Here is a 20286-nt window from a genome sequence, read left to right on the forward strand (position 1 = left end):
GCAGAACTTTGGGGTGAAAAATGATCTTCTTGGCGTGGGTTTCCGAGTTGGTGATGACACTGGCACGCCCCACCTCAGACCCGGTCCCGGCAGTGGTCGGTACCGCGATAATGGGCGCAATGGCGTCGGCGTCCGCGCGGGTCCACCAGTCGCCGATATCCTCAAAATCCCACACCGGGCGCTTCTGGCCGCACATGAAGGCGACCATCTTGCCCAGATCCAGGCCCGAGCCACCGCCAAAGGCGATCACCCCGTCGTGTCCACCCGCATTGTAGGCGGCAACCCCGGCTTCGAGGTTCTTTTCATTAGGATTCGGGTCCACTTCGCTGAACAGCCCACGGCCAAGCCCTGCGGCCTCGAGGATATCAAGCGTGGCCGTAGTGATCGGGAGATCGGCCAAGCCCTTGTCAGTGACCAGCAGCGGGCGTTGCATCCCGGCTGCCGCGCAGGCTTCCGGCAACTCCTTGATGCGTCCCGCCCCAAACTTGATAGCGGTCGGATAGGACCAGTTTCCAACAAGTGTCATGTCAGATTTCCTTTTGTTTTGGGGCCTGCCCCGGCGAGGGGGTCACTCCGGGGCAGGCAGATCGTCCTTAGCCCGTGACCTTTTTCAGGTGATAGGATTTGGGACGTGTCAGGTTGTGGTAGCCGATGACAGACAAGCCGCCTCCGCGCCCGGTATTCTTGCAGCCCGTCCAGCACAGGCCCGGATCCAGATAGTCGGCCCGGTTCATAAAGACGGTCCCCGTTTCGATCTGATCGCCCACGCGCGCTGCCCGGTCCACGTCACGGGTCCAGAGACTGGCGGTCAGGCCGAATTCACTGTCATTCATCAGCGCAATGGCTTCGTCGTCCGAGGACACTTTCATGATGCCGACCACCGGTCCAAAGCTCTCATCCCGCATCACGCGCATGTCATGGGTGACATTTGTAAGGATTTGCGGCGTCAGATAAGCCCCGCCATCATCCTCGGGGAAGGGGTCGATCTGCGACACCGCTCCGGCAGCGATCGCCTCGGCAATCTGCGCGCGCACCTCGTCGGCAAAACGGACATTGGCCATCGGGCCAATCGTCGTCTCGGAGTCCAGCGGGTTGCCCAGTTTATAGCCCTTAACGACTTCCACCGCCTTGGCGACGAAGTCATCATAAAGGCTCTCATGCACATAAATCCGCTCAATGCCGCAACAGCACTGGCCCGAGTTGAACATCGCCCCGTCGATCAATGTGTCAACAGCTGCATCCAGATCCGCATCCTCCATGACATAGCCGGGGTCCTTGCCGCCAAGCTCGGTGCCGACACCGGTAAAGGTGCCCGCTGCTGCCCGCTCCATCGCCTGACCGCCCCCGACCGATCCGGTGAAATTCACGAAATCGAACGCATTGCCTGCGATCAGATCATTGGTCACATCGTGGCTGAGGAAGACATTCTGGAACACATCCTTCGGCACTCCGGCTGAGTGGAAGGCCTGCGCCATCCGCTCTCCGACCAGCAGGGTCTGCGTGGCATGCTTCAGCACCACCGTATTGCCCGCGATCAGCGCCGGAGCCACCGTATTGATCGCTGTCATATAAGGGTAATTCCACGGCGCAACCACAAACACGACCCCGTGCGGGATGCGCTTGATGTACCGTTTAAAGGTCGCATCCTCACCCACAGCGATATCGGCCAGCGACGCCTCAGCGATCTCAGCCATATGGCTGGCGCGCTCATTGAACCCACCGAATTCGCCACCATATCGAACCGGCCGTCCCATCATATGCGCAAGCTCAGGCACGATCTCGTCATTCATAGCGCCAACAGCTGCAACACCCGCCATGACAAGATCGATCCGCTCCTGCAAAGGCCGTGCCGCCCACGCCGCCTGCGCCGCCCGCGCCTGAGCTGCCGCCTCAAACGCCGCCTCGTGCGATAACATCGCGCGCTCTGCAAAAACCGACCCATCAATCGGCGAGACACATTTCAACATCTGCCCCATCTCCACTCCGTCTCAAAACCCAGCAGGGTCCCCTGCTTCATCTGGCCATAAATATCCCGGGGAGCGGGAGGGGCTGGCCCCTCGCTCCTTAACCCTCAAGCCCGCTCAAACCCGCGGGCAATCTCCCAATCGGTTACCACGCGCTCAAACGCCTCGATCTCTACCTCAGCCGCGCGCGCATAGTGGTCGACCACATCATCCCCCATAGCCGAACGCAGCATCGCAGATTCACGCAGCGCGTCGCGCGCCGCGCTCAGGTTAGCGGGTATCATGCCCGTTTCCCCCTGATACACGTCGCCCTCGGTAGGCGGTTGCAATTCCAGCCCTTCTTCAATCCCCGCAATCCCGGCGGCAAGCATCCCGGCAATTGCCAGATAAGGGTTCATGTCCGATCCCGGGATGCGGCACTCAACCCTTACCGCCTTGGTACCGTCCCCGCACAGACGGAAGCCGGCCGTGCGATTATCCACCGACCAGATGATCCGCGTCGGAGCAAAAGTGCCCTTCATGAAGCGCTTGTAGCTGTTGATGTACGGAGCCATAAAATAGGTGTAGTCGGCGGCATATTTCAGCAAGCCCGCCATATAGTGTTTCATCACCCCCGACATCCCCAGCGGATCTTTTTCGTCGAAAAAGATCGGTGCCCCGTCTGCCCAAAGCGATTGATGCACATGCGACGAGCTGCCGACCTTGTCATGATGCCATTTCGGCAAGAACGTTGCCGCGTGCCCATGCTGCCAGGCAATCTCTTTCACTGCGTTCTTCGCGATCGAGTGATACTCGGCCGTGTCCATTGCAGATGCGTACTTGATGTTCAGTTCTTCCTGCCCGGTCTCGGCTTCTCCTTTGGAGTTTTCGACCGGAATGCCCGCATCCCACAGATGATTGCGGATCGGGCGCATCACATGCTCTTCCTTGGTTGTCTGAAGGATGTGGTAATCCTCGTTGTAGCCCGAGATCGGCTCCAGATCACGGAAGCCCTCCTTGCGGATCTGATCAAAGCTCTTCTCGAACAGAAAGAATTCCAGCTCGGTCGCGCACATGGCGTCGTAGCCCATGGTCTTCAACCGGTCGACCTGCCGCTTCAGAATGCTCCGGGGCGCATGCGGCACTTCCTTGTGTGTGTGGTGATCCAGTACATCGCACATCACCATGGCGGTGCCTTCAAGCCAGGGCACAGGTCGCAGCGTGCTCAGATCCGGCTTCATGACATAGTCACCATACCCCCGCTCCCAACTTGTGGCGTCATAGCCATCCGGCGTTGCCATTTCGAGATCGGTGGCCAGCAGGTAATTGCAGCAATGGGTTTCGTCCCACGCGCCTGCCACGAAATGACCGGCATGGAACCTTTTGCCCATCAAACGCCCCTGCATGTCGACCATGCACACCAACACGGTATCGATTTCGCCAGCAGAAACCTGCGCCTTAAGATGCTCGAATGTCAGCATAAATCACCTCTGCGATGCGCAAGAATTTTCGACGAAAATTCTCGCTTTTCTTTGCGACCGGCCCGTCGAACAACGGGCCGGTCGCGTTCCGTCAGCCGTAACGGTAAGGCCGTCCGGCCTTGAGCATTTCAGCATTGTAGCGTTTGAAGATGTCGACGACCTTCGCTTTGGTCTCGGATTCCGCTGCGATTTCATCCCAGAACTTCACTGCGGCCTCTTCCACCGTTGCCCATTCTTCATCAGGGATAGTGGTCAACTGCATCTTTGTGCCATTGACCCGCAGGTTGGCCTCGCCGCCCCAATACCACCACTGGCGATAATAATGCGACTGGTCACAACACACTTTGAACAGCGTCTGCAGATCCTCGGGCAGCTCGTTCCAGCGGTCCATATTGGCAAAGAAATGACCTGCCCATGCGCCCGAGATGTTGTTGGTCAGGAAATAGTTGGTCACATCGGCCCAGCCGACTGTGTAATCTTCGGTGATGCCCGACCATGCGATGCCATCCAGTTCGCCCGTTTGTACCGCGACCTCGATATCTTCCCAAGGCAACGTCACCGGCACAACGCCGAACTGGCTCAGGAAGCGGCCCGCCGTCGGGAAGGTAAAGACGCGTTTGCCCTGCAGATCGGCAAGGCTGTTGATCGGATCCTTGGTCGCAAAGTGACACGGATCCCACGCGCCCGCGCTGATGTGTTTGACGCCAACTTTCGAGTACTCCTCGTCCCAGATCTCGTTCAGACCCCACTGGTTAAACAGCACTGGCACGTCCAGAGAATAGCGCGAGGCGAAGGGGAAATACCCCCCGAAGACGGTAACTTCGGTCGGCGACGCCATCGAGTCATCGTCCGATTGCACGGCATCGATCGTGCCTCTCTGCATGGCGCGGAACAGTTCTCCGGTGGGAACCAGCTGATCGGCATAGAACAGCTCGATCTGCATGCGGTCGCCTGCAATCTGGTTGAACATCTTGATCGCAGGATCAATCACATGCTCAGCGAGCGCGGGGCCCGCGTAGGTCTGCATCCGCCACGTGATCGTGCTTTGTGCCAAGGCAGGCGTCGCCAGAGGCGCAGCGGCAACCCCTACCCCAGCTGTTTTCAGAAACTTACGTCTTGTCGTCATGTCAATTTCCTCTCCGTTGAAGTTTGGGTGCCCGTTTGCCGGGCCTTCTTGTTAATTTCCGTAAACATATCCGGGCAGCCACAGGGCGATCTCGGGGAAAATCATGATGATCGCCAGCGCCAGCACCATCACGCCGACAAAGGGCACGATCGAGCGGTAGATGTCCTTCAGGCTGATCTCGGGCGGAGCCATCGCGCGCATCAGGAACAGGTTATAGCCGAAGGGCGGTGTCATATAGGCGATCTGGGTCGTGATCGTATAAAGCACGCCGTACCAGATCAGGTCAAAACCCAGCGCACCCACCAGCGGGACATAAAGCGGGGCAACAATGACCAGCATCGCTGTGTCGTCCAGAAACGTACCCATGACAATGAAGCTGAGCTGCATGAGGATCAGGATCATCCAGGGCGACAGGCCCAGTTGCTCGGTGAACAGGTTCTCGATGGCTTTTACCGCACCCAGGCCGTCAAACACTGCACCAAAGCCCAGCGCCGCAAGGATGATCCACATGAACATGCACGAAATGGCCAGCGTCTGCTTGGTGCAGTCCTCGAAAATCTTCCACGTCATCCGCCGCTTGAGGATCGAGGCCGCCAGCGCCGCCAGCGCCCCTATGGCCGAGCTTTCCACCAACGATGTCCAGCCGTTCACAAAGGGCAGCATCATCGCTGCAAAAATCATCAGCGGCAGCGCCCCGGCCCAGAGCAGGCGGAGTTTCTCGGCCCGCGGCACCTCATGCGCATCCTCCATTGCCGGACCCAGATGCGGCTGAAGGCGGCACCGTATCCAGATATACAGGATGAACATGGACGCCATCAGCAACCCTGGCACAATGCCTGCCAGCCAAAGCTGGCCCACAGGCTGACGCGCGATCATGGCGTAGAGCACCAGAACGACCGATGGCGGCACAAGGATCCCAAGGCTCGATCCGGCCTGAATGACCCCCGTCACCATGGTCTTGTCATATCCGCGCCGCAACAGCTCTGGCAGCGCAATTGTCGCCCCAATCGCCATGCCCGCCACGCTGAGCCCGTTCATCGCCGAGACCAGGACCATCAGACCGATGGTGCCTATGGCAAGGCCACCATTCACCGGCCCCATCCAGACGTGGAACATGCGGTACAGATCATCGGCCAGACGGCTTTCGCTGAGAACGTAGCCCATGAAAATGAACATCGGCAGGGTCAGCAGCGGGTACCATTTCATCAGCTTCATCGCCGCCGAAAAAGGGATGTCCTGTCCGCCCGTCCCCCACAGCGCCAGCGCCGCAATGGCGGCAACCGCACCGATGGCTCCAAAGACGCGCTGCCCGGTGAACAGCATCAGCATCATCGAAGCAAACATGAAGATGGCGATAAATTCCTGGCTCATGCCGGTGCCGCCCCAATTTCTTGCCCGTTGATCCGCGCAATGTCTTTGAAGAATTCCGATATTGCCTGCAGCAGCATCAGGAAAAAGCCGAATACCATGATCGCCTTGACCGGCCAGATATGGGGCCGCCACGCGGTCGACGAACGCTCAAGCCGCCCGATCTCTTCGCTGCCGGTCAGAAGGCCGGTGAAATAGGTAACGGGGCTGTCCCCCCAATAGCCCAGGCTGTAGGCCGTAGAACCGAGACCGCCATAGAGCAACACGCCCAGATAGAGGATCAGCAGCAGCACCGTAAACGCATCGAACCACGCTTTCTTGCGCGGACTCCAGTTGTGGTAGAACAGGTCCATCCGCACGTTCGAGCCCAGCTGGATCGAGTACGCCCCCCCCATGATGTAATAGGTCACCATCGCAAACTGGGCCATTTCCAGCGTCCACAGCGAAGGCAGAAAGAACGTCTTTGAGATCGAGGACCAAAGCAGGATGCCCATCATCACGAAGAGGCCCCACATCATCACCCGCCCGATCCGATAGTTCACCGCATCGACGACGCGCACATATATTGCCATCGCCTTTATCATGCCCCGCCTTTTCCGCGCAGGTTCTGCAAGGTCCGGCTGATCCAAGGAGCGAGACAATCAGCCATGACCTGCTGTTGCTCAGGCGATTGGATCAGATCGTTGCGTATCTCGATCATCACATTCAGCAGCCCGCAGGGGGCCGCGTGACGATCCAGAGTATGGGCGACGCCGTCCGCCGCCGAATAGGGTTCGTTCAAGCGGGTGATCAGCGGTAGATCGGGGGCCGCGCAGGACAGCATCTCGGTGGCAAAGCGCGCGTCTTGACCATGCAGCAGGCCCAGTTCCACCTCGCGCTGCTGGCCTTTGTAAACCGGCGTGAAACTGTGAACCGTGACCATCAACGCCAACGTCGCGCGGTGGCGGGTCAGAATACCCTCCAACCCGCGTGAGAACGGCGCATAGACGCCGTCAATCCGCGCCTGTCGCGCCGCAGCGGTCAGGTTGGCATTGGCGAGGATCGCGGTGTTTTCGCTTTGCTCTGGCATGGCATCATGCGCCTCGGGCGGGCGGTTGCAGTCATAGACCAGCCGCGACACACCGCCATGAACCAATGTACCCGATAGCCGCCGCGCAAGCGCCTGCGCAACGGGCAGCGCGCCGGGGTCCCATGCAATGTGGCTGCGTAGCGCATCGGGGGTTAGCCCCATATCGCCCAGCCCATCCGGGATGCGGTGCGAGGCGTGTTCGCACACCACCAGAACCGACGGACTAGCCGATGTCTCGTCGATGTGAACGACGGGCCCGAAATCCAGATGCGCGGCAGATGATGAGGCGTGGCGTGATTCCATGTGGAAAAATTTCCACAGACTTTCTTCACCTGTCAATAATTTTCCTGTACAAAACCCACCAGTCCGGATTGCTTTGTCAAATTTTCCACACCAAACTGTCTGACACCGAATTCAGGAGTAAACCGTGCGGGTAACAGAACGACTCCTTGCGCATCGCGAAACCATGACACCGTCCGAGCGGCAGCTGGTGAACGTGCTGCTGGACGACTATCCGATGGCCGGGCTGGGCAGCATTACCGAACTGGCCAGCACCGCCTCGGTGTCCACCACAACCGTGGCGCGGATGCTGCAGAAAACCGGGTTTGACGGCTATCCACAGTTTCAGGCTGCAATCCGCAGCGAAGTGAAAGAGATGATCTCGGGGCCCGTCGCCAAGCGGGATGTCTGGCAGAATGATCTGCCCGAGGAGCACATCCTCAATCGCTATTCGCGGCAGGCGCTGGAAAACCAGCGCCGCTCGATTGATGAGATCGACCCGGAGGAGTTTGACAGCGTCTGCCGCCTGCTCTGCGATCCCAAGCGGCGGATTTTCATCACCGGGGGACGCATTACCGGCACACTGGCGCAATACCTTTATCTGCACCTGCAGATGATCCGGCCAGATGTGAAGCTGCTGTCGGATGCCGCCTCTTGGACGCATGATCTGCTGGAAGTCCAGGAAGGCGACGTGCTGGTGGCGCTTGACGTGCGGCGGTACGAAAACACCACCCTGCTGATCGGGCAACTCTGTCACGAACGTGGGGCCGAGGTTGTTCTGCTGACCGATCAGTGGCGATCGCCGATCCACCGGTTGGCAAAACACACCTTCGCTGCGCGGATCGCGGTACCATCTGCGTGGGACTCAATGGCATCGCTGATGGTGCTGCTGGAATGCGTTATAGCCGAGATGCAGGAACGCCTGTGGGATAGCGTCAAACAGCGTACCGATGAGCTGGAACAGGCGTTTGACCGAACCAAGTTGTTCCGCAAATTCGGCCAAAGCTCGGGCTCGTAACACAATCGCATGTGTTACAACTGCGCGTGAGGACGGTTGCCAGCCCGCGCGCAGGACGTACACTTGGCCTTATGACCTTTGTAGCCGAGAACCAATTACCGCTGCTGATCCTGTTCTTTCTGATCGGGCTGATCGGCACTGGGTTCCTGTTTCGAAAGCCCGCAGCGCACCGGGCCTGGAAGCTGGCCGACCTCGTCTGGGTTGTCCTGGGCGGGTTTGGTGCGCTGGTAGCGGTTTTGGCCGGGCTCTATACCTCGGACAGCTCACGGCTGGACCGGCAGATCGACGTGGCCTATGCCGCCACATTGGCTTTTGACCGTGATGCCGCGCGGTTCCGGTTGCGATTCTGCGATCCGGCCTACGACCCCGACACGGCTGTTCTGTGCGAAAAGGTCGAGTTCCTGTCAGCTTCAACCGCCAGCAATGCGGATCTGCCGCTGTTCATTGCGGTCACGAATGAGGTTGCTCCACTGCAGGGGTTGCATTTCCTGTTCGGCGGCACGTCCAAAGACGATATGGATGAGGCACGCGAGATGGCTGCCAAAGCCGATGCGTTCAGCATCGATCAATTCCTGGTCTTTACCACGCTGGACGACGCGACACAGGCCGCCGTAGACAATATGCGGCGCAAAGTGCCTGCGATTGCCGGGGACTATATGATCCTGGCCCAAAGCTATGATGATCTGATCGAACAGGTCGGCAAGCTCAAGGACGAGTGGGAATACCTGCAGGCCAACGCACATATCCTTGTGCTGCAGATCATTGCCTTGTGTCTGGTCAGTTTTGCGGCCCCCTTCCGGCTTGGCAAATCCATCGTCGAGCTGCGCACCGCGTTCAGCGCCGGTACGACTGCGCCAGCTGCTCCGGATCAGCACCAAGAAAATACCGCGCAAGCGTCCAAAGGTTCCGGGCCCCGCGACGAACCCAGCCCTGACGGGTATAGCGTTCCGCACTCGTAATCGCATCTGCCTTCAACAGCCTGACCGCAGGCAAAGCACGGACCAAAGCAACATCCTCCATCAGCGGCTGATCGGGATAGCCTGTGGCGGCGTCATAATCCGCACGGCGCACCAGCAGCCCCTGATCACCGTAGGGTAACCCGAAGAGACGACTGCGCAGGTTCGCCCAGCCCGCGACCCAGAGTGCGCCAAAACCACTGGCGCGGAAGCAGAGCCGGAACGCGGCTGGTTGGCCGGTCGAGAGATGTTCGGCCACAAACCGGCTCCAACCCGTCTGCAACTCTGTATCGGCGTGCAGGATCAGCAACCACTCGCCCTTGGCTATGGCGCAGCCGCGCCGCAACTGCCCCCCGCGCGAGGGCGGGCCAGTTACGATCTCTGCGCCCGCTTCGTCAGCCACCTCAAGCGTCGTGTCGGATGATCCGCCGTCAGTCACGATCAACTCACGGATCAGGCCAGCATGCAGGCCCTCCATCAGCGCCTGCAGCGTCGCGGGCAGAACCTGCGCAGCATTCAGGGTGGGGATCACAATGGAGATCGGAGCGGACACGTCTGAAACCCTCTGGTCATGGCGGCGCGATCTCCTATATCACGAGGCCAGACCAGATGACGAGGATCAACCCATGCCCAATCGCCGCATCCTGCGCCTGACCGGCAAGGACACTGACAGCTTTCTGCAGGGGCTGATCACAAACGACGTGCAACGCCTGAGCGATGGGCTGGTGTATGCGGCGATCTTAACGCCGCAGGGCAAGTATCTGGCCGATTTCTTTCTGAAACGCGATGGCGATGCGGTGCTACTGGACGTGAGCGACGCGCTTGCCGACGGGCTGGCGAAACGCCTGACCATGTATAAGCTGCGCGCCGATGTGACGATCGAGGCCACCGATCTGAACCTGCAACGCGGCACCGGCCCCGCGCCCGAAGGTGCCCTGCCCGACCCGCGCCATCCTGATCTGGGCTGGCGCGCCTATTCGGCGGCCCCCGAAAGTGACGACGGCACCGACTGGGACGCGATCCGGGTGCAGCATTGCATCCCCGAAAGCGGCATCGAGCTGACCCCGGACAGCTATATCCTCGAATCCGGGTTCGAGGCGCTGAACGGGCTGGACTTCAAGAAAGGCTGCTATGTCGGCCAAGAGGTCACCGCGCGCATGAAACACAAGACTGAGCTGCGCAAAGGTCTGCGGGTGGTTGACGTCTCGGGCAACGCTCCGGTCGGGACGGAGATCCAGTCAGGCGGCAAGCCGGCCGGCGTTCTGTTCACACAATCCGGCGGCAAGGCCATCGCCTATCTGCGGCTCGACCGAGCGGGCGATGATATGCAGGCAGGCGACGCAACCCTGCGGTTGACCGACTGAGTTGTTGCCCAACCGGCACGACATCCTAATCAGCCCCCCATGCGTGTTTGAACCCCGCACTGCGCGCGGTATCACTAGGCTTAACAGTCTTTAGGATACCCGCATGTTACGCCTTTACTCCGCCATCTGGCGCGCCAGCGCCGGTCGGCAGATCATCCTCATCCTTCTCTCGCTGTCCGTCGCGGCACTGGCGGCGGCCCCGCTGCAGTTTCAGCGCGACATCATCAACCACCTGACATCTGACAGTGTCGACACCGATCGCCTGATCCTGCTGGGCGCAGGCATGATGGGTGTTATCCTGCTGAGTCTCGGGCTGAAATGGGTGCTGGGCTACAGGGCCGGAACACTGGGTGAAGACCTGATCCGTCTGATCCGGGTACGCCTTTTGGCGCGAGCGGTGGATATCGACACGGCGGGCGAAAGCCTGCGCACCGGAACGATGACAACCGCCGTGTCCGCCGAGGCCGAAGAGCTGGGCAAATTCGCTGGCGGAGCCTTCTCGGACCCGGTCGTGCAGATCGGTACTCTGGTCAGCGTGATCGCCTACATCTCGTCGACGCAGCCGGTGTTGGGCCTGATCGCTTTGTCCATGGTCGCACCGCAGATCGTTATCGTGTTGGTGTCACAGCGCAAGGTGAACATCTTCGTGGCCGAGCGTGTACGCATCCTGCGCAGTTCGACCGACCGGCTGACGCAAGCTGATATCGAAGCGGCCTCGACCGCCATCCAGAAAGAGTTCGATGAGATATACGAGACGCGCCGCAGGATGTTCTTGTGGAAGCTGTCAGCGAAATTTCTGCTGAGTGTGATCAACGGCGCAGGCACCGTCGGCATTCTGATGTTTGGCGGCTGGCTGGTGTTGCAGGGGAAAACCGATGTCGGCACCGTGGTTGCGGCGACCAGTGGCCTGACCCGTATCCAAGGTCCAACGGGCTTCCTGATCGCGTTCTACCGTCAGGTCAGTGCCAATCGGATCAAATACGAACTGCTGCTTGAGCTTTTTGGCGACAATCCCGCACGCTATCGCCGGGTAGACCCATAAAAAAGGGACCGCGTTGCAGTCCCTTTTTTTGCTCTAAACCCCCTGAGGTCAGGCGCGTTCGGAATATTCCATGGTTTCGGTGTTGACGACGATCATCTCGTCCTGACCCACGAAGGGCGGCACCATGACCTTGACGCCATTGTCCAGAATGGCCGGTTTGAACGAGTTCGCTGCGGTCTGGCCTTTGACCACTGGCTCGGTCTCGACGATCTTGCATGTCACTTTCTGGGGCAGCGTGGCATTCAGTGCCTCAGATTCGTAGAACTCGACCACGATGGTCATGCCATCCTGCAGAAACGGGCGACGATCGCCCAGCAGGTCCGAAGGCAGTTCGATCTGCTCGTAGGTCTCAGAGTCCATGAACACCAGCATGCCGTCGGATTCGTATAGGAACTGCTGATCTTTCTGTTCAAGGCGCACCCGCTCGACCTTGTCGGCAGACCGGAAGCGTTCGTTCAGTTTCGAGCCATTGCGCAGGTTGCGCAGCTCGACCTGAGCGAAAGCGCCGCCTTTACCGGGCTTTACGTGATCCACTTTGACCGCCGCCCACAGCCCATCGTTATGCTCAAGCACGTTGCCGGGGCGAATTTCGTTCCCATTTATCTTGGGCATGACATAAATCCTTCACAAACGGTTGATGCGTCAGTTGCCGTCCCTATATCTGGCGGGACCACACCTGACAAGACAACGAGACCTAGTGCTGCACATGCAGCAAGCTATGCAAATGACGCAACGCAACTATGCATTTTAGGTGTATCCGAATCGCACCTAATAGGTCATAAGGACCGTCACGCCGAAAATGCAAGAGCAAGAAAAACTAAGGAAGACGAGATGAGAGATTTCGTTGACGGCACTGCCTTTAACAATGAGCAAGGCAATCGTGCACGCAAACTTTTCGCGGCCGTGGTACTGGCTGCTTTGGATGATGCTATCGCCGATGACAAGAAATACGGCAATGGCCCCGAACAAATTGCCCGCTGGGCCCGCTCGCGCGATGGGCGCGAGGTGCTGTCCTGCGCCGGGATCGACCCGAACGAACGTGTCGTGGACGGCCTGATGGAATTCGTGGGCCGCGGTGTGCGGACCTCGGTCGCGCTGTCGCGCGAGGAAAGCGAACGCCGTAACGCTGCGCAACAGGCCGAAGCCGCCTGATCGCTGCCCGCTGTTTATGTCAAAAACGCGCTCCTGCACCGGGGCGCGTTTTTGTTTGGGTACAAGTCAGAAAAACAGCAGCCATTGTCGCGCCACCCAGATCTCGGCCCCCAGCATCAGCGCAAAGATAAGCCTTGCGGGCACCGATAACCCGCGCCGCCATAAAACCGCATACGCCAGCACACAGGCAGCGATTGAAATCGGCGCCACCCACAGCGCGTGGTAAGTGCTGTCCCAATAGCTGATCGGGCTATGAAAGACCCAATCGCTGAACGGCCAGAATTGCGGGCGTCCATCCCCCGCGTGCAAGAAAAAATCCAGCGTCAGATGCAGCACCGCCGCTGACGCCGCAACGGTCAGCAGGTGCCATCCGCGCCAAAGCCCCAAGGCCAGTGCCAGCCCCCAAAGGACAAAGGAATTGTCGATCGCAAACACCGTTTGCCAAGACGCCGAGTAATAAAGCTGCCCGAACACCACCTGCTCGGGGATGCTCAGGATGAAGAGCGCCACCCCAGCCATCAGATAAAGCGACAGATCCGGCAGCAGAGACCCCAAAACGGCCGCCCAAAGGACAGCCCCGCGGGCGGGGCGGGCAAAAGCGGCGGCTCCGATCAAAAGATGCGCGGGCGTGTTCATCCGGGCTTTTCCTTTGCCGCCAAATCAGGTCATCTGCGCCTCAGCATAGGAGAGCGGCCATGGTTCGGTCCATCATGATTCAGGGCACCGGCAGCAATGTCGGGAAATCGGTTTTGGTCGCCGGGTTGGCGCGGGCTTATACGCGACGCGGGCTGCGGGTGGCTCCGTTCAAGCCGCAGAATATGTCGAACAACGCCGCCGTCACGGAAAACGGGGGCGAAATTGGGCGCGCACAAGCTCTGCAGGCGTGGGCGGCGAAAAGGCCCACCCATACGGATATGAACCCGATCCTGCTGAAGCCTGAGACCGATACCGGCGCTCAGATCATCGTACAGGGCCAGCGCGCCGGGACCATGAAGGCAGGGGATTACCGCAAGGACAAATCCAAACTGCTGGGCGCCGCGCTGGAAAGTTTCGACCGCCTGTGCAGCGACGCTGATCTGGTGCTGATCGAGGGCGCGGGCAGCCCCGCCGAGACCAATCTGCGCAAGGGTGATATTGCCAATATGGGCTTTGCCTGCGCCGCGAATGTCCCCGTGGTGCTGGTGGGTGACATCCACCGGGGCGGCGTGATCGCGCAGATCGTGGGCACACAGGCCGTGCTGGAGGCCGGTGATCTGGCCATGATCCGGGGCTTTGCCGTCAACCGGTTCAAGGGGGATGTCTCGCTGTTTGATGATGGGCGCGATGACATTGCCAACCGAACGGGTTGGCCTTGTCTTGGCGTCGTGCCGTGGTTCCATGACGCGTGGAAGCTGCCCGCCGAGGACATGATGGATATTCGCTCGCACGCGGGCGGAGACTGCAAGATCGTGGTGCCGCAGCTAGAGCGGATGGCCAATTTCGATGACCTCGATCCGCTGTCAGCGGAACCCGGGGTGACAGTCGAAATCATCCCGGCAGGTCGCCCCCTGCCCGGCGATGCGGATCTGGTGCTGTTGCCGGGCAGCAAGTCCACCATTGGCGATCTGGCCTATTTCCGAGCGCAGGGCTGGGATATCGACCTCTATGCGCATGTGCGGCGCGGTGGGCATGTGCTGGGGTTGTGCGGCGGCTATCAGATGCTGGGCCAGACCATCTCGGACCCTGATGGCGTCGACGGCCGCCCCGGCACGGTTGAGGGGCTGGGCCTGCTGGATGTCTCCACCACCATGGCAGGCCAAAAACAGGTCACCCTGCGCAACGCAACTGCCCTGCCGAACGGCGAGCCGGTAAGCGGCTATGAAATACACATGGGTCGGACCAGTGGCCCGGATTGCGACCGCGCCTGGCTGCAGATCGACGGTCGGCCCGAAGGCGCTGCCAGCGCCAATGGCCGGGTGCGCGGCAGCTATTTACACGGGATTTTCACCTCGGACACGTTTCGCGCCAGCTATCTGGCACAATTGGGCGTAACCGCAGAAAACTCTTATGAGGATGGTGTCGAACAAGTACTCAACGCCCTGGCCGACCATCTGGAACAGCATATGAATCTGGATCTGCTGCTGTCACTGGCGCAAGAGCCACGCCGGGATTGAGCGCTAGTCTGTGCCCTGCCCTGCCACAACGCGCGCGATCTCGCGGCGGACCATCTTGCGCAGGTTCCGCGTGATCCGCTCGCCAAGCGCGCCCTGAAGTTCTTCGCGGACGATCTGGGCCACAAGCGCGCGCAATTCGTCTTCGGACAGGTTCAGCCCGGCAGGCTGGCGCGCGTGTACGGCAGCAACGGCAGGGTCGCGGATAAAGGCCGCGACGGGTTCGACTTCCTGGTCCGAGGGCTTGGCCTGCTCGAAACTGTTATCCACCGGCCACTTCACTGACTCGGTCTTTGTCCCCGAATAGTCGTCATTGCTTTCGCCATCTGGTTCCCACTGATCCTCGGTCCGCGCGATTGCCGCCTCGAGCGCCTCGATCTTGGCGCTCAGGCTGCCAGCCAAATCGCGTTTGGGCGTTTCTTCAGTTTTCGGCTGCGCGGCCGCGTGACCTTGGCGCACGACATCGCTGGGCTGCAGACGCATCGGCTGTTTGGGCGATTTCGGCGCGTTCGCCGCCTCTGAGGGCGTGTCGCTGGCGGCGCTGTGTTGTGGTGTCAGTTTCAGAGGCGCAGGTTTTTTCTGCACCAGCGGTTCGTCGCTGACGCGGAGCGCATCGGTCAAAACCAGCCGACCCGGCTTGGGCGCCGGAGCGGTCGGGACAAAAATGAACTCTGCGTCGTCATGCGTATCTTCGCTGACAAGGCGTTTCACCGACGAAAGAACGTCCTTAACACCGCTATTTGCAACACTATCTGACATCATTCACTACCGCTCTGACTCTGAGCCCGATTGTAGCCAATCCAGACCCACACCACAACCGGTAGTGATGTCATTCAGTCGCGCCGCAACGCCTTGAGCACCCGATCCAGGTCACGGCTTTGCTTGCTAACCTGAGACGGGGCCTTCTTCACAAGGTTGTAGTACAAAGTGGGATCATAGATCTGCACCGCCAGACCAAGGCGTTCCGCCGTCAGCAAACCTTGTGCCTGAAGCAGCTGATACGCAGCCAAAGACCGTTCGGTACGCGACGCGATCTCTGCCAGTTGCGCATCCAGCAGGTCCTGCTGTGCCGCAAGAACGTCCAGCGTGGTCCGCGCACCCAGTGTCGCCTCTTCGCGGATGCCGTCGAATGCCACCTGCGAGGCGCGCACACGTTCGGTCGAAGCGGTCAGGCTGGCGGTCGCCGTCTGAAACCGGACATAGGCGTCCGTCACCCCTTGCGTGATATCTTTTTGCACATTCAGCAGGTTCGCGCGTGACGCATCACGAGTTGCCATTGCACTGCGTACAGCGGCGGCCAGACCACCCCCGGCATAGATCGGCTGGTTAAAGTTCAAAGAAATGCTGGCATCATTGACGGAATCGTCGTCGTCAAAGCTTTCGGTGATGCCCGCATCAGCATTCAGCGTCACGTTCGGCCCCAAGCCGGCACGCTGTTGCTCAACAATCAGATCCAGCGCACGCACCTGATGCTGCGCCGACAGGATGGCCGGATGATTGCGTCGTGCAAGGTTCTGCGCCTCATCCACCGAGCGCGGCAGATTCGGCAATCGCGGTTGACCTGCCGTGCGGCCCGGAAGCTTTCCGACAGCATTGACGTATTCCGCCTGCGCCGTGCTCAGATCACCGCGGGCATCCGCGAGATCAGCGCGCGACGTCGCCAGCTGCGCTTCGGACAGGGCTACGTCGGTCCGGGTCACCTCACCCACTTCGAATCGATCCTGAGAGGCGCGCAGCTCTTCGCTGGACAGTTCGACGTTGTTCTGGCGGATTTGGACGGTCTCTTCCTGCAGCAGGACGCTCAGATACGCGGTGGCAGCGCGAAACAGGATTTGTTGTTCGATATCAATCAGCGTCTGGCGTGTGGACAGCACGGTTTCCTGAGCCGATTGCTTCCCAAGCACCGACGCTCCGCCGTCATAGATCAGCTGACTGAGCGTCAGACCAGAGAAGAAGTTCGACGGCTCGTTGGTCGAGACGAAATCGTTGACGCTGGTCCGAGTGTAATCACGACTAATCTGCACGGTCCAGTTGATGATCGGACGCAACGCAGACAGGGCAATCGCGACGTCTTCGTCAGCTGCCCGCAACAGGGCGCGGTTTTGCTCTAGCAAGCCACTGGTGTTGTAGGCCCCGATAAATGCATCGGTCAGGTTGTCGGCCCATACTGGCTTGTCGGGCACCACACTGAATGCAATACCCGCCGCCAAAGCCAGTCCTCTGACCAGCTTTCCTGTTGCTGTCCCGCGCATAACCAAATCCTCTCAAATCGAAATTACGCAACCACCAAGGCAGTTTGCGTCGTTGTTTTCAAGTAATCAAGGCGTCAAAAAATAACTGTTGGTCAACTATAGCGAAAATGCACACTCTGCGCAAAAATCGGGTAAAACCGGGGCACTGGCGTTGAACGCATACCGCCATGAGACGCGGCCTGAGGATTTGTGACCGACCTTCACGGTACCCAGATCACCTTCCATGAACAGGCAAACGATCCGCCCCTGATCCTTGAGTTGCTCAAGCAGCGCATCGGGCACCTGCTCGACACCGCCCTGGATCATGATCACATCATAAGGACCGTGTTCAGCCGCACCCTGCTGCAAGGGGCCAATATGGACAATCGCGTTATCGGCATCCGCTTCCATCAGCAGGGTTTGAGCCTCGGCCGCGAGTGCCTCATCCGCTTCAACCGCAACAACCAGTTCGGCCATGCGCGCTGCCACTGCGGTCGAATAGCCAAGCGCCGGGGCGATATCCAGCACGACCTCATCATTCGAGATATTCACCGCGTCCAACATCTTCGCCAGCGTTCGCGGCTCCAGCAGGCAACGCCCGGCATCCAAAGTGATCAGATCCCCCACATAGGCTGCCTCGCGCTGCGCGTCGGGCACGAAGTTCTCTCGTTTCACGGTTAGCATTGCATCGATAATCGGGAATTTGGTCACGTCCGAAGGTCTGACCTGCGTATCAACCATAGTAAGGCGCCGGGCCGCAAAGTCTGTCATGTGATCGCTCATTCTTGTCGCTCAGTTACCGGGCTTTTGCCACATCCGCCCCCGTGCGGCAACGGGCCAGCGACCAAATCCTTCCGCGGCAAAAAGGTTGATCGACCGATACGCCGAATTTCCCCCGCAAGCCCTCAGTTTCGCGCGATAGGCTCTGGACGTTGTGTCAGAAAGCTGTTAGAACCCGGCCCACACCACGACAAGTGATTGATTTCACTGAAAAAGGCGAGTTGGCGGAGTGGTGACGCAGCGGATTGCAAATCCGTGTACACCGGTTCGATTCCGGTACTCGCCTCCATTTACTTCCAAGCACTTAGGCTTAGCACTCAGTTCGCTGGCCAGTTCGTCGGGTACGTGCCGCAGTGTTTCAAAAGTTCATGACAAATTCTTGTCCATCCCATAGACATACGAGTTACCCTGTCGACCAAAAATGCTGGTAGCCGTGTGGAACAACTGACATTTACCTACGAAATGGGCGTTGTTTGCGCCTTGCTGGCTTTCACTGTTTTTCTCTTCGTATCGGAAATCGTCAGGATTGATCTCTCGGCCATTGTCGTACTGGTTCTGATTGGTTTGCTCAGCTATTTGCCGGGGCTGGGAAACCTCGCCGACGTGCCGCATCTGTTCGATGGCTTTGCCTCAAATGCCGTGATCTCGATCATAGCTGTGATGATCGTCGGCGCGGGTCTGGATAAGACCGGCATCATGAACAAGGTGGCGGCGGTCATCCTGAGATACGGCGGCAAGTCTGAGAACCGGGTGCTGCCGATCATTTCCGGGACCGTTGGGGTGATCTCGTCATTCATGCAGAATGTGGGCGCGGCTGCGCTGTTTCTGCCGGTGGTCAGCCGAATCTCATCCCGCTCCGGCATCCCTTTGTCGCGGCTGCTGATGCCCATGGGTTTCTGCGCCATCCTTGGCGGGACGATGACAATGGTCGGGTCTTCGCCGCTGATCCTTTTGAATGACCTGATCCTCACCGCTAACGAAGGCCTGCCCGACGACCAAAAGATGGAACCGTTCGGATTGTTCTCGGTCACGCCCATCGGTGCTGTCCTGATCCTTACCGGCATCGCCTATTTCCTTCTGCTGGGGCGTTGGGTGCTGCCGGGTGATGCGGGATCGGAAAACATCGGCAGCGGTCAGGGCACACAAGAATACCTGCAACGGGTCTATGGCCTGAAAGCCGATGTATTTGAGGTGGTTGTTCCCGCCGACAGCCCACTGGTGGGGCGCATTCTGGCCGACATCAACTATGAGGATCACCTCTACATTATCTCGACCTTCTATCGCGGCAAGACCTCGATGGTGCAGGTGCTGACAGCCGAAATCGCGGCGCCATGCCGGCTGGCCATTGTTGGCCGCCGCTGGGTGGTCGAGCAGTTTGCCGAAAAATACGGGCTGACGGTGCTGCCGGACCTTGATGTATTTGTCGAAGAATTCGCCCCCACCAACGCAGGTATCGCCGAGGTGGTCGTCCCGCCTGACAGCAAGCTGATCGGCAAATGCCCCCGCGAGCTGTTGTTCCGCAAAACCTATGGGATGTCCCTGCTGGCAATCCACAGAGGGGAAGAAACGCTCAGCCATGTTGAGACCGAAGACCATAAAGCCACGCAGATCGGGCTGGAAGAATTTCATGCAGGTGACATGCTGGTGGCCCATACGCGCTGGGACAATCTCATGCGGATCAAGCGTGATCCGGATTTCGTCGTTGTGACATCGGATTTCCCGCAAGATGAACTACGCCCGCAAAAGGTGGGCTGGGCGTTGGCCTTCTTTGCCATCTCGCTGTCGATGATCCTGTTCACCGATATTCGTCTGTCGCTGTGCCTTCTGACCGGAGCCGCCGGGATGATGCTGTCAAAGGTCCTGAGCGTCGACGAGGCCTATCGCGCCGTAGGCTGGAACACGGTCTTTCTGCTGGCCTGTCTGATCCCTTTGGGTCAGGCGGTGCAAAACACGGGAACGGCAGCATGGATTGCCCAGCAGATCATGACAATCCTCGACGGCTGGCCGATCTGGTCACTGCAGGCCGGGGTTGCCATTCTGGCCACTGCTTTCTCGCTGGTGATGTCAAATGTCGGGGCGACCGTGCTGCTGGTACCGCTTGCAGTCTCGATTGCCGTCGCCGCCGGAGCAAGCCCCGCACTGTTTGCGTTGACTGTCGCGATCTCGACTTCGAACAGCTTTATCATTCCGACCCATCAGGTGAACGCCCTGATTATGGGGCCAGCGGGCTACAAGGTGACTGATTTCATCCGCTCGGGTGGTGTGATGACATTCCTCTTTCTGATCGTCTCGCTGGTCATGCTGAACCTGCTTTTCTGAACAGCGGC

General features: G+C 59.4%; 19 protein-coding genes and 1 tRNA gene. 7 read left to right on the forward strand and 13 right to left on the reverse strand.

What is annotated here, in order from left to right; all coding sequences use genetic code 11:
• From ACR0KM_RS16840 to ACR0KM_RS16870, 7 genes are all read right to left on the reverse strand, one after another.
• On the reverse strand, positions 1-526 hold a 526-nt coding region (locus ACR0KM_RS16840), incomplete at its 3' end, for an iron-containing alcohol dehydrogenase (protein WP_480865522.1).
• A 67-nt stretch (positions 527-593) separates the two neighbouring features.
• Positions 594-1976, reverse strand: a complete 1383-nt coding sequence (locus tag ACR0KM_RS16845; RefSeq protein ID WP_480860631.1) for an aldehyde dehydrogenase family protein — start codon at positions 1974-1976, stop codon at positions 594-596.
• Between the two features lie 95 nt (positions 1977-2071).
• Positions 2072-3424: a glutamine synthetase family protein gene (locus tag ACR0KM_RS16850; protein ID WP_480860630.1), complete on the reverse strand. Its 1353-nt coding sequence runs from the start codon at positions 3422-3424 to the stop codon at positions 2072-2074.
• 91 nt (positions 3425-3515) lie between these two features.
• Positions 3516-4550: a TRAP transporter substrate-binding protein gene (locus ACR0KM_RS16855; RefSeq protein WP_480821393.1), complete on the reverse strand. Its 1035-nt coding sequence runs from the start codon at positions 4548-4550 to the stop codon at positions 3516-3518.
• A 51-nt stretch (positions 4551-4601) separates the two neighbouring features.
• The gene (locus ACR0KM_RS16860) at positions 4602-5921 is read right to left on the reverse strand and encodes a TRAP transporter large permease (RefSeq protein WP_480821391.1); all 1320 of its coding nucleotides are present in this window, start codon (positions 5919-5921) and stop codon (positions 4602-4604) included.
• Entirely contained in the window at positions 5918-6502 is a 585-nt protein-coding gene (locus ACR0KM_RS16865) for a TRAP transporter small permease subunit (protein ID WP_480821389.1), read from the reverse strand. The genes ACR0KM_RS16860 and ACR0KM_RS16865 overlap by 4 nt, the downstream gene beginning before the upstream one ends.
• A complete protein-coding gene (locus tag ACR0KM_RS16870) occupies positions 6499-7290 on the reverse strand; it encodes an N-formylglutamate amidohydrolase (protein WP_480860629.1) in 792 nt (263 codons plus the stop codon). Before ACR0KM_RS16870 ends, ACR0KM_RS16865 begins: the two co-directional genes overlap by 4 nt.
• A gap of 124 nt (positions 7291-7414) precedes the next feature.
• Between ACR0KM_RS16870 and ACR0KM_RS16875 the strand changes: the two genes are divergently transcribed.
• Positions 7415-8284, forward strand: a complete 870-nt coding sequence (locus tag ACR0KM_RS16875) for a MurR/RpiR family transcriptional regulator (protein ID WP_480821385.1) — start codon at positions 7415-7417, stop codon at positions 8282-8284.
• An 834-nt stretch (positions 8285-9118) separates the two neighbouring features.
• Here ACR0KM_RS16875 and ACR0KM_RS16880 read toward each other — a convergent pair.
• Positions 9119-9793: a TIGR04283 family arsenosugar biosynthesis glycosyltransferase gene (locus ACR0KM_RS16880; RefSeq protein ID WP_480860628.1), complete on the reverse strand. Its 675-nt coding sequence runs from the start codon at positions 9791-9793 to the stop codon at positions 9119-9121.
• 73 nt (positions 9794-9866) lie between these two features.
• Here ACR0KM_RS16880 and ygfZ point away from each other — a divergent pair, with 73 nt between their 5' ends.
• Positions 9867-10604, forward strand: coding sequence for a CAF17-like 4Fe-4S cluster assembly/insertion protein YgfZ (ygfZ, locus tag ACR0KM_RS16885; RefSeq protein ID WP_480860627.1), 738 nt, complete (start codon positions 9867-9869; stop codon positions 10602-10604).
• A 103-nt stretch (positions 10605-10707) separates the two neighbouring features.
• The gene (locus ACR0KM_RS16890; protein ID WP_480860626.1) at positions 10708-11646 is read left to right on the forward strand and encodes an ABC transporter transmembrane domain-containing protein; all 939 of its coding nucleotides are present in this window, start codon (positions 10708-10710) and stop codon (positions 11644-11646) included.
• 48 nt (positions 11647-11694) lie between these two features.
• Here ACR0KM_RS16890 and efp read toward each other — a convergent pair whose 3' ends face one another.
• Positions 11695-12258 carry an elongation factor P gene (gene efp, locus ACR0KM_RS16895; protein ID WP_480821379.1) on the reverse strand — a complete coding sequence of 188 codons (564 nt, stop codon included), beginning with the start codon at positions 12256-12258 and terminating at the stop codon, positions 11695-11697.
• A 219-nt stretch (positions 12259-12477) separates the two neighbouring features.
• On the opposite strand from efp, the gene ACR0KM_RS16900 reads away from it, so the two are divergent.
• Positions 12478-12798, forward strand: coding sequence for a DUF6280 family protein (locus ACR0KM_RS16900; protein WP_170572372.1), 321 nt, complete (start codon positions 12478-12480; stop codon positions 12796-12798).
• Positions 12799-12864: 66 nt separating this feature from the next.
• Here the strand turns inward: ACR0KM_RS16900 and ACR0KM_RS16905 are convergent, their stop codons facing one another.
• Complete coding sequence (locus ACR0KM_RS16905; RefSeq protein ID WP_480860625.1) at positions 12865-13434, reverse strand: cobalamin biosynthesis protein CobQ; 570 nt, start codon at positions 13432-13434, stop codon at positions 12865-12867.
• 59 nt (positions 13435-13493) lie between these two features.
• On the opposite strand from ACR0KM_RS16905, the gene ACR0KM_RS16910 reads away from it, so the two are divergent.
• Positions 13494-14951 (forward strand): cobyric acid synthase, encoded by a 1458-nt coding sequence (locus ACR0KM_RS16910; RefSeq protein ID WP_480860623.1) that lies wholly within the window; start codon positions 13494-13496, stop codon positions 14949-14951.
• A 3-nt stretch (positions 14952-14954) separates the two neighbouring features.
• Here ACR0KM_RS16910 and ACR0KM_RS16915 read toward each other — a convergent pair whose 3' ends face one another.
• From ACR0KM_RS16915 to ACR0KM_RS16925, 3 genes are all read right to left on the reverse strand, one after another.
• The gene (locus ACR0KM_RS16915) at positions 14955-15659 is read right to left on the reverse strand and encodes a hypothetical protein (protein WP_480860620.1); all 705 of its coding nucleotides are present in this window, start codon (positions 15657-15659) and stop codon (positions 14955-14957) included.
• 122 nt (positions 15660-15781) lie between these two features.
• Positions 15782-17200 (reverse strand): TolC family outer membrane protein, encoded by a 1419-nt coding sequence (locus tag ACR0KM_RS16920; protein WP_480860618.1) that lies wholly within the window; start codon positions 17198-17200, stop codon positions 15782-15784.
• 96 nt (positions 17201-17296) lie between these two features.
• Positions 17297-17950, reverse strand: a complete 654-nt coding sequence (locus tag ACR0KM_RS16925; RefSeq protein WP_480860617.1) for a protein-L-isoaspartate O-methyltransferase family protein — start codon at positions 17948-17950, stop codon at positions 17297-17299.
• Positions 17951-18174: 224 nt separating this feature from the next.
• Here ACR0KM_RS16925 and ACR0KM_RS16930 point away from each other — a divergent pair.
• Positions 18175-18248, forward strand: a tRNA-Cys gene (locus ACR0KM_RS16930).
• Positions 18249-18421: 173 nt separating this feature from the next.
• Positions 18422-20278, forward strand: coding sequence for an SLC13 family permease (locus ACR0KM_RS16935; RefSeq protein WP_480860633.1), 1857 nt, complete (start codon positions 18422-18424; stop codon positions 20276-20278).
• The last annotated feature ends 8 nt before the right edge of the window (positions 20279-20286 follow it).

It is taken from the genome of Ruegeria sp. G10, assembly GCF_056533645.1.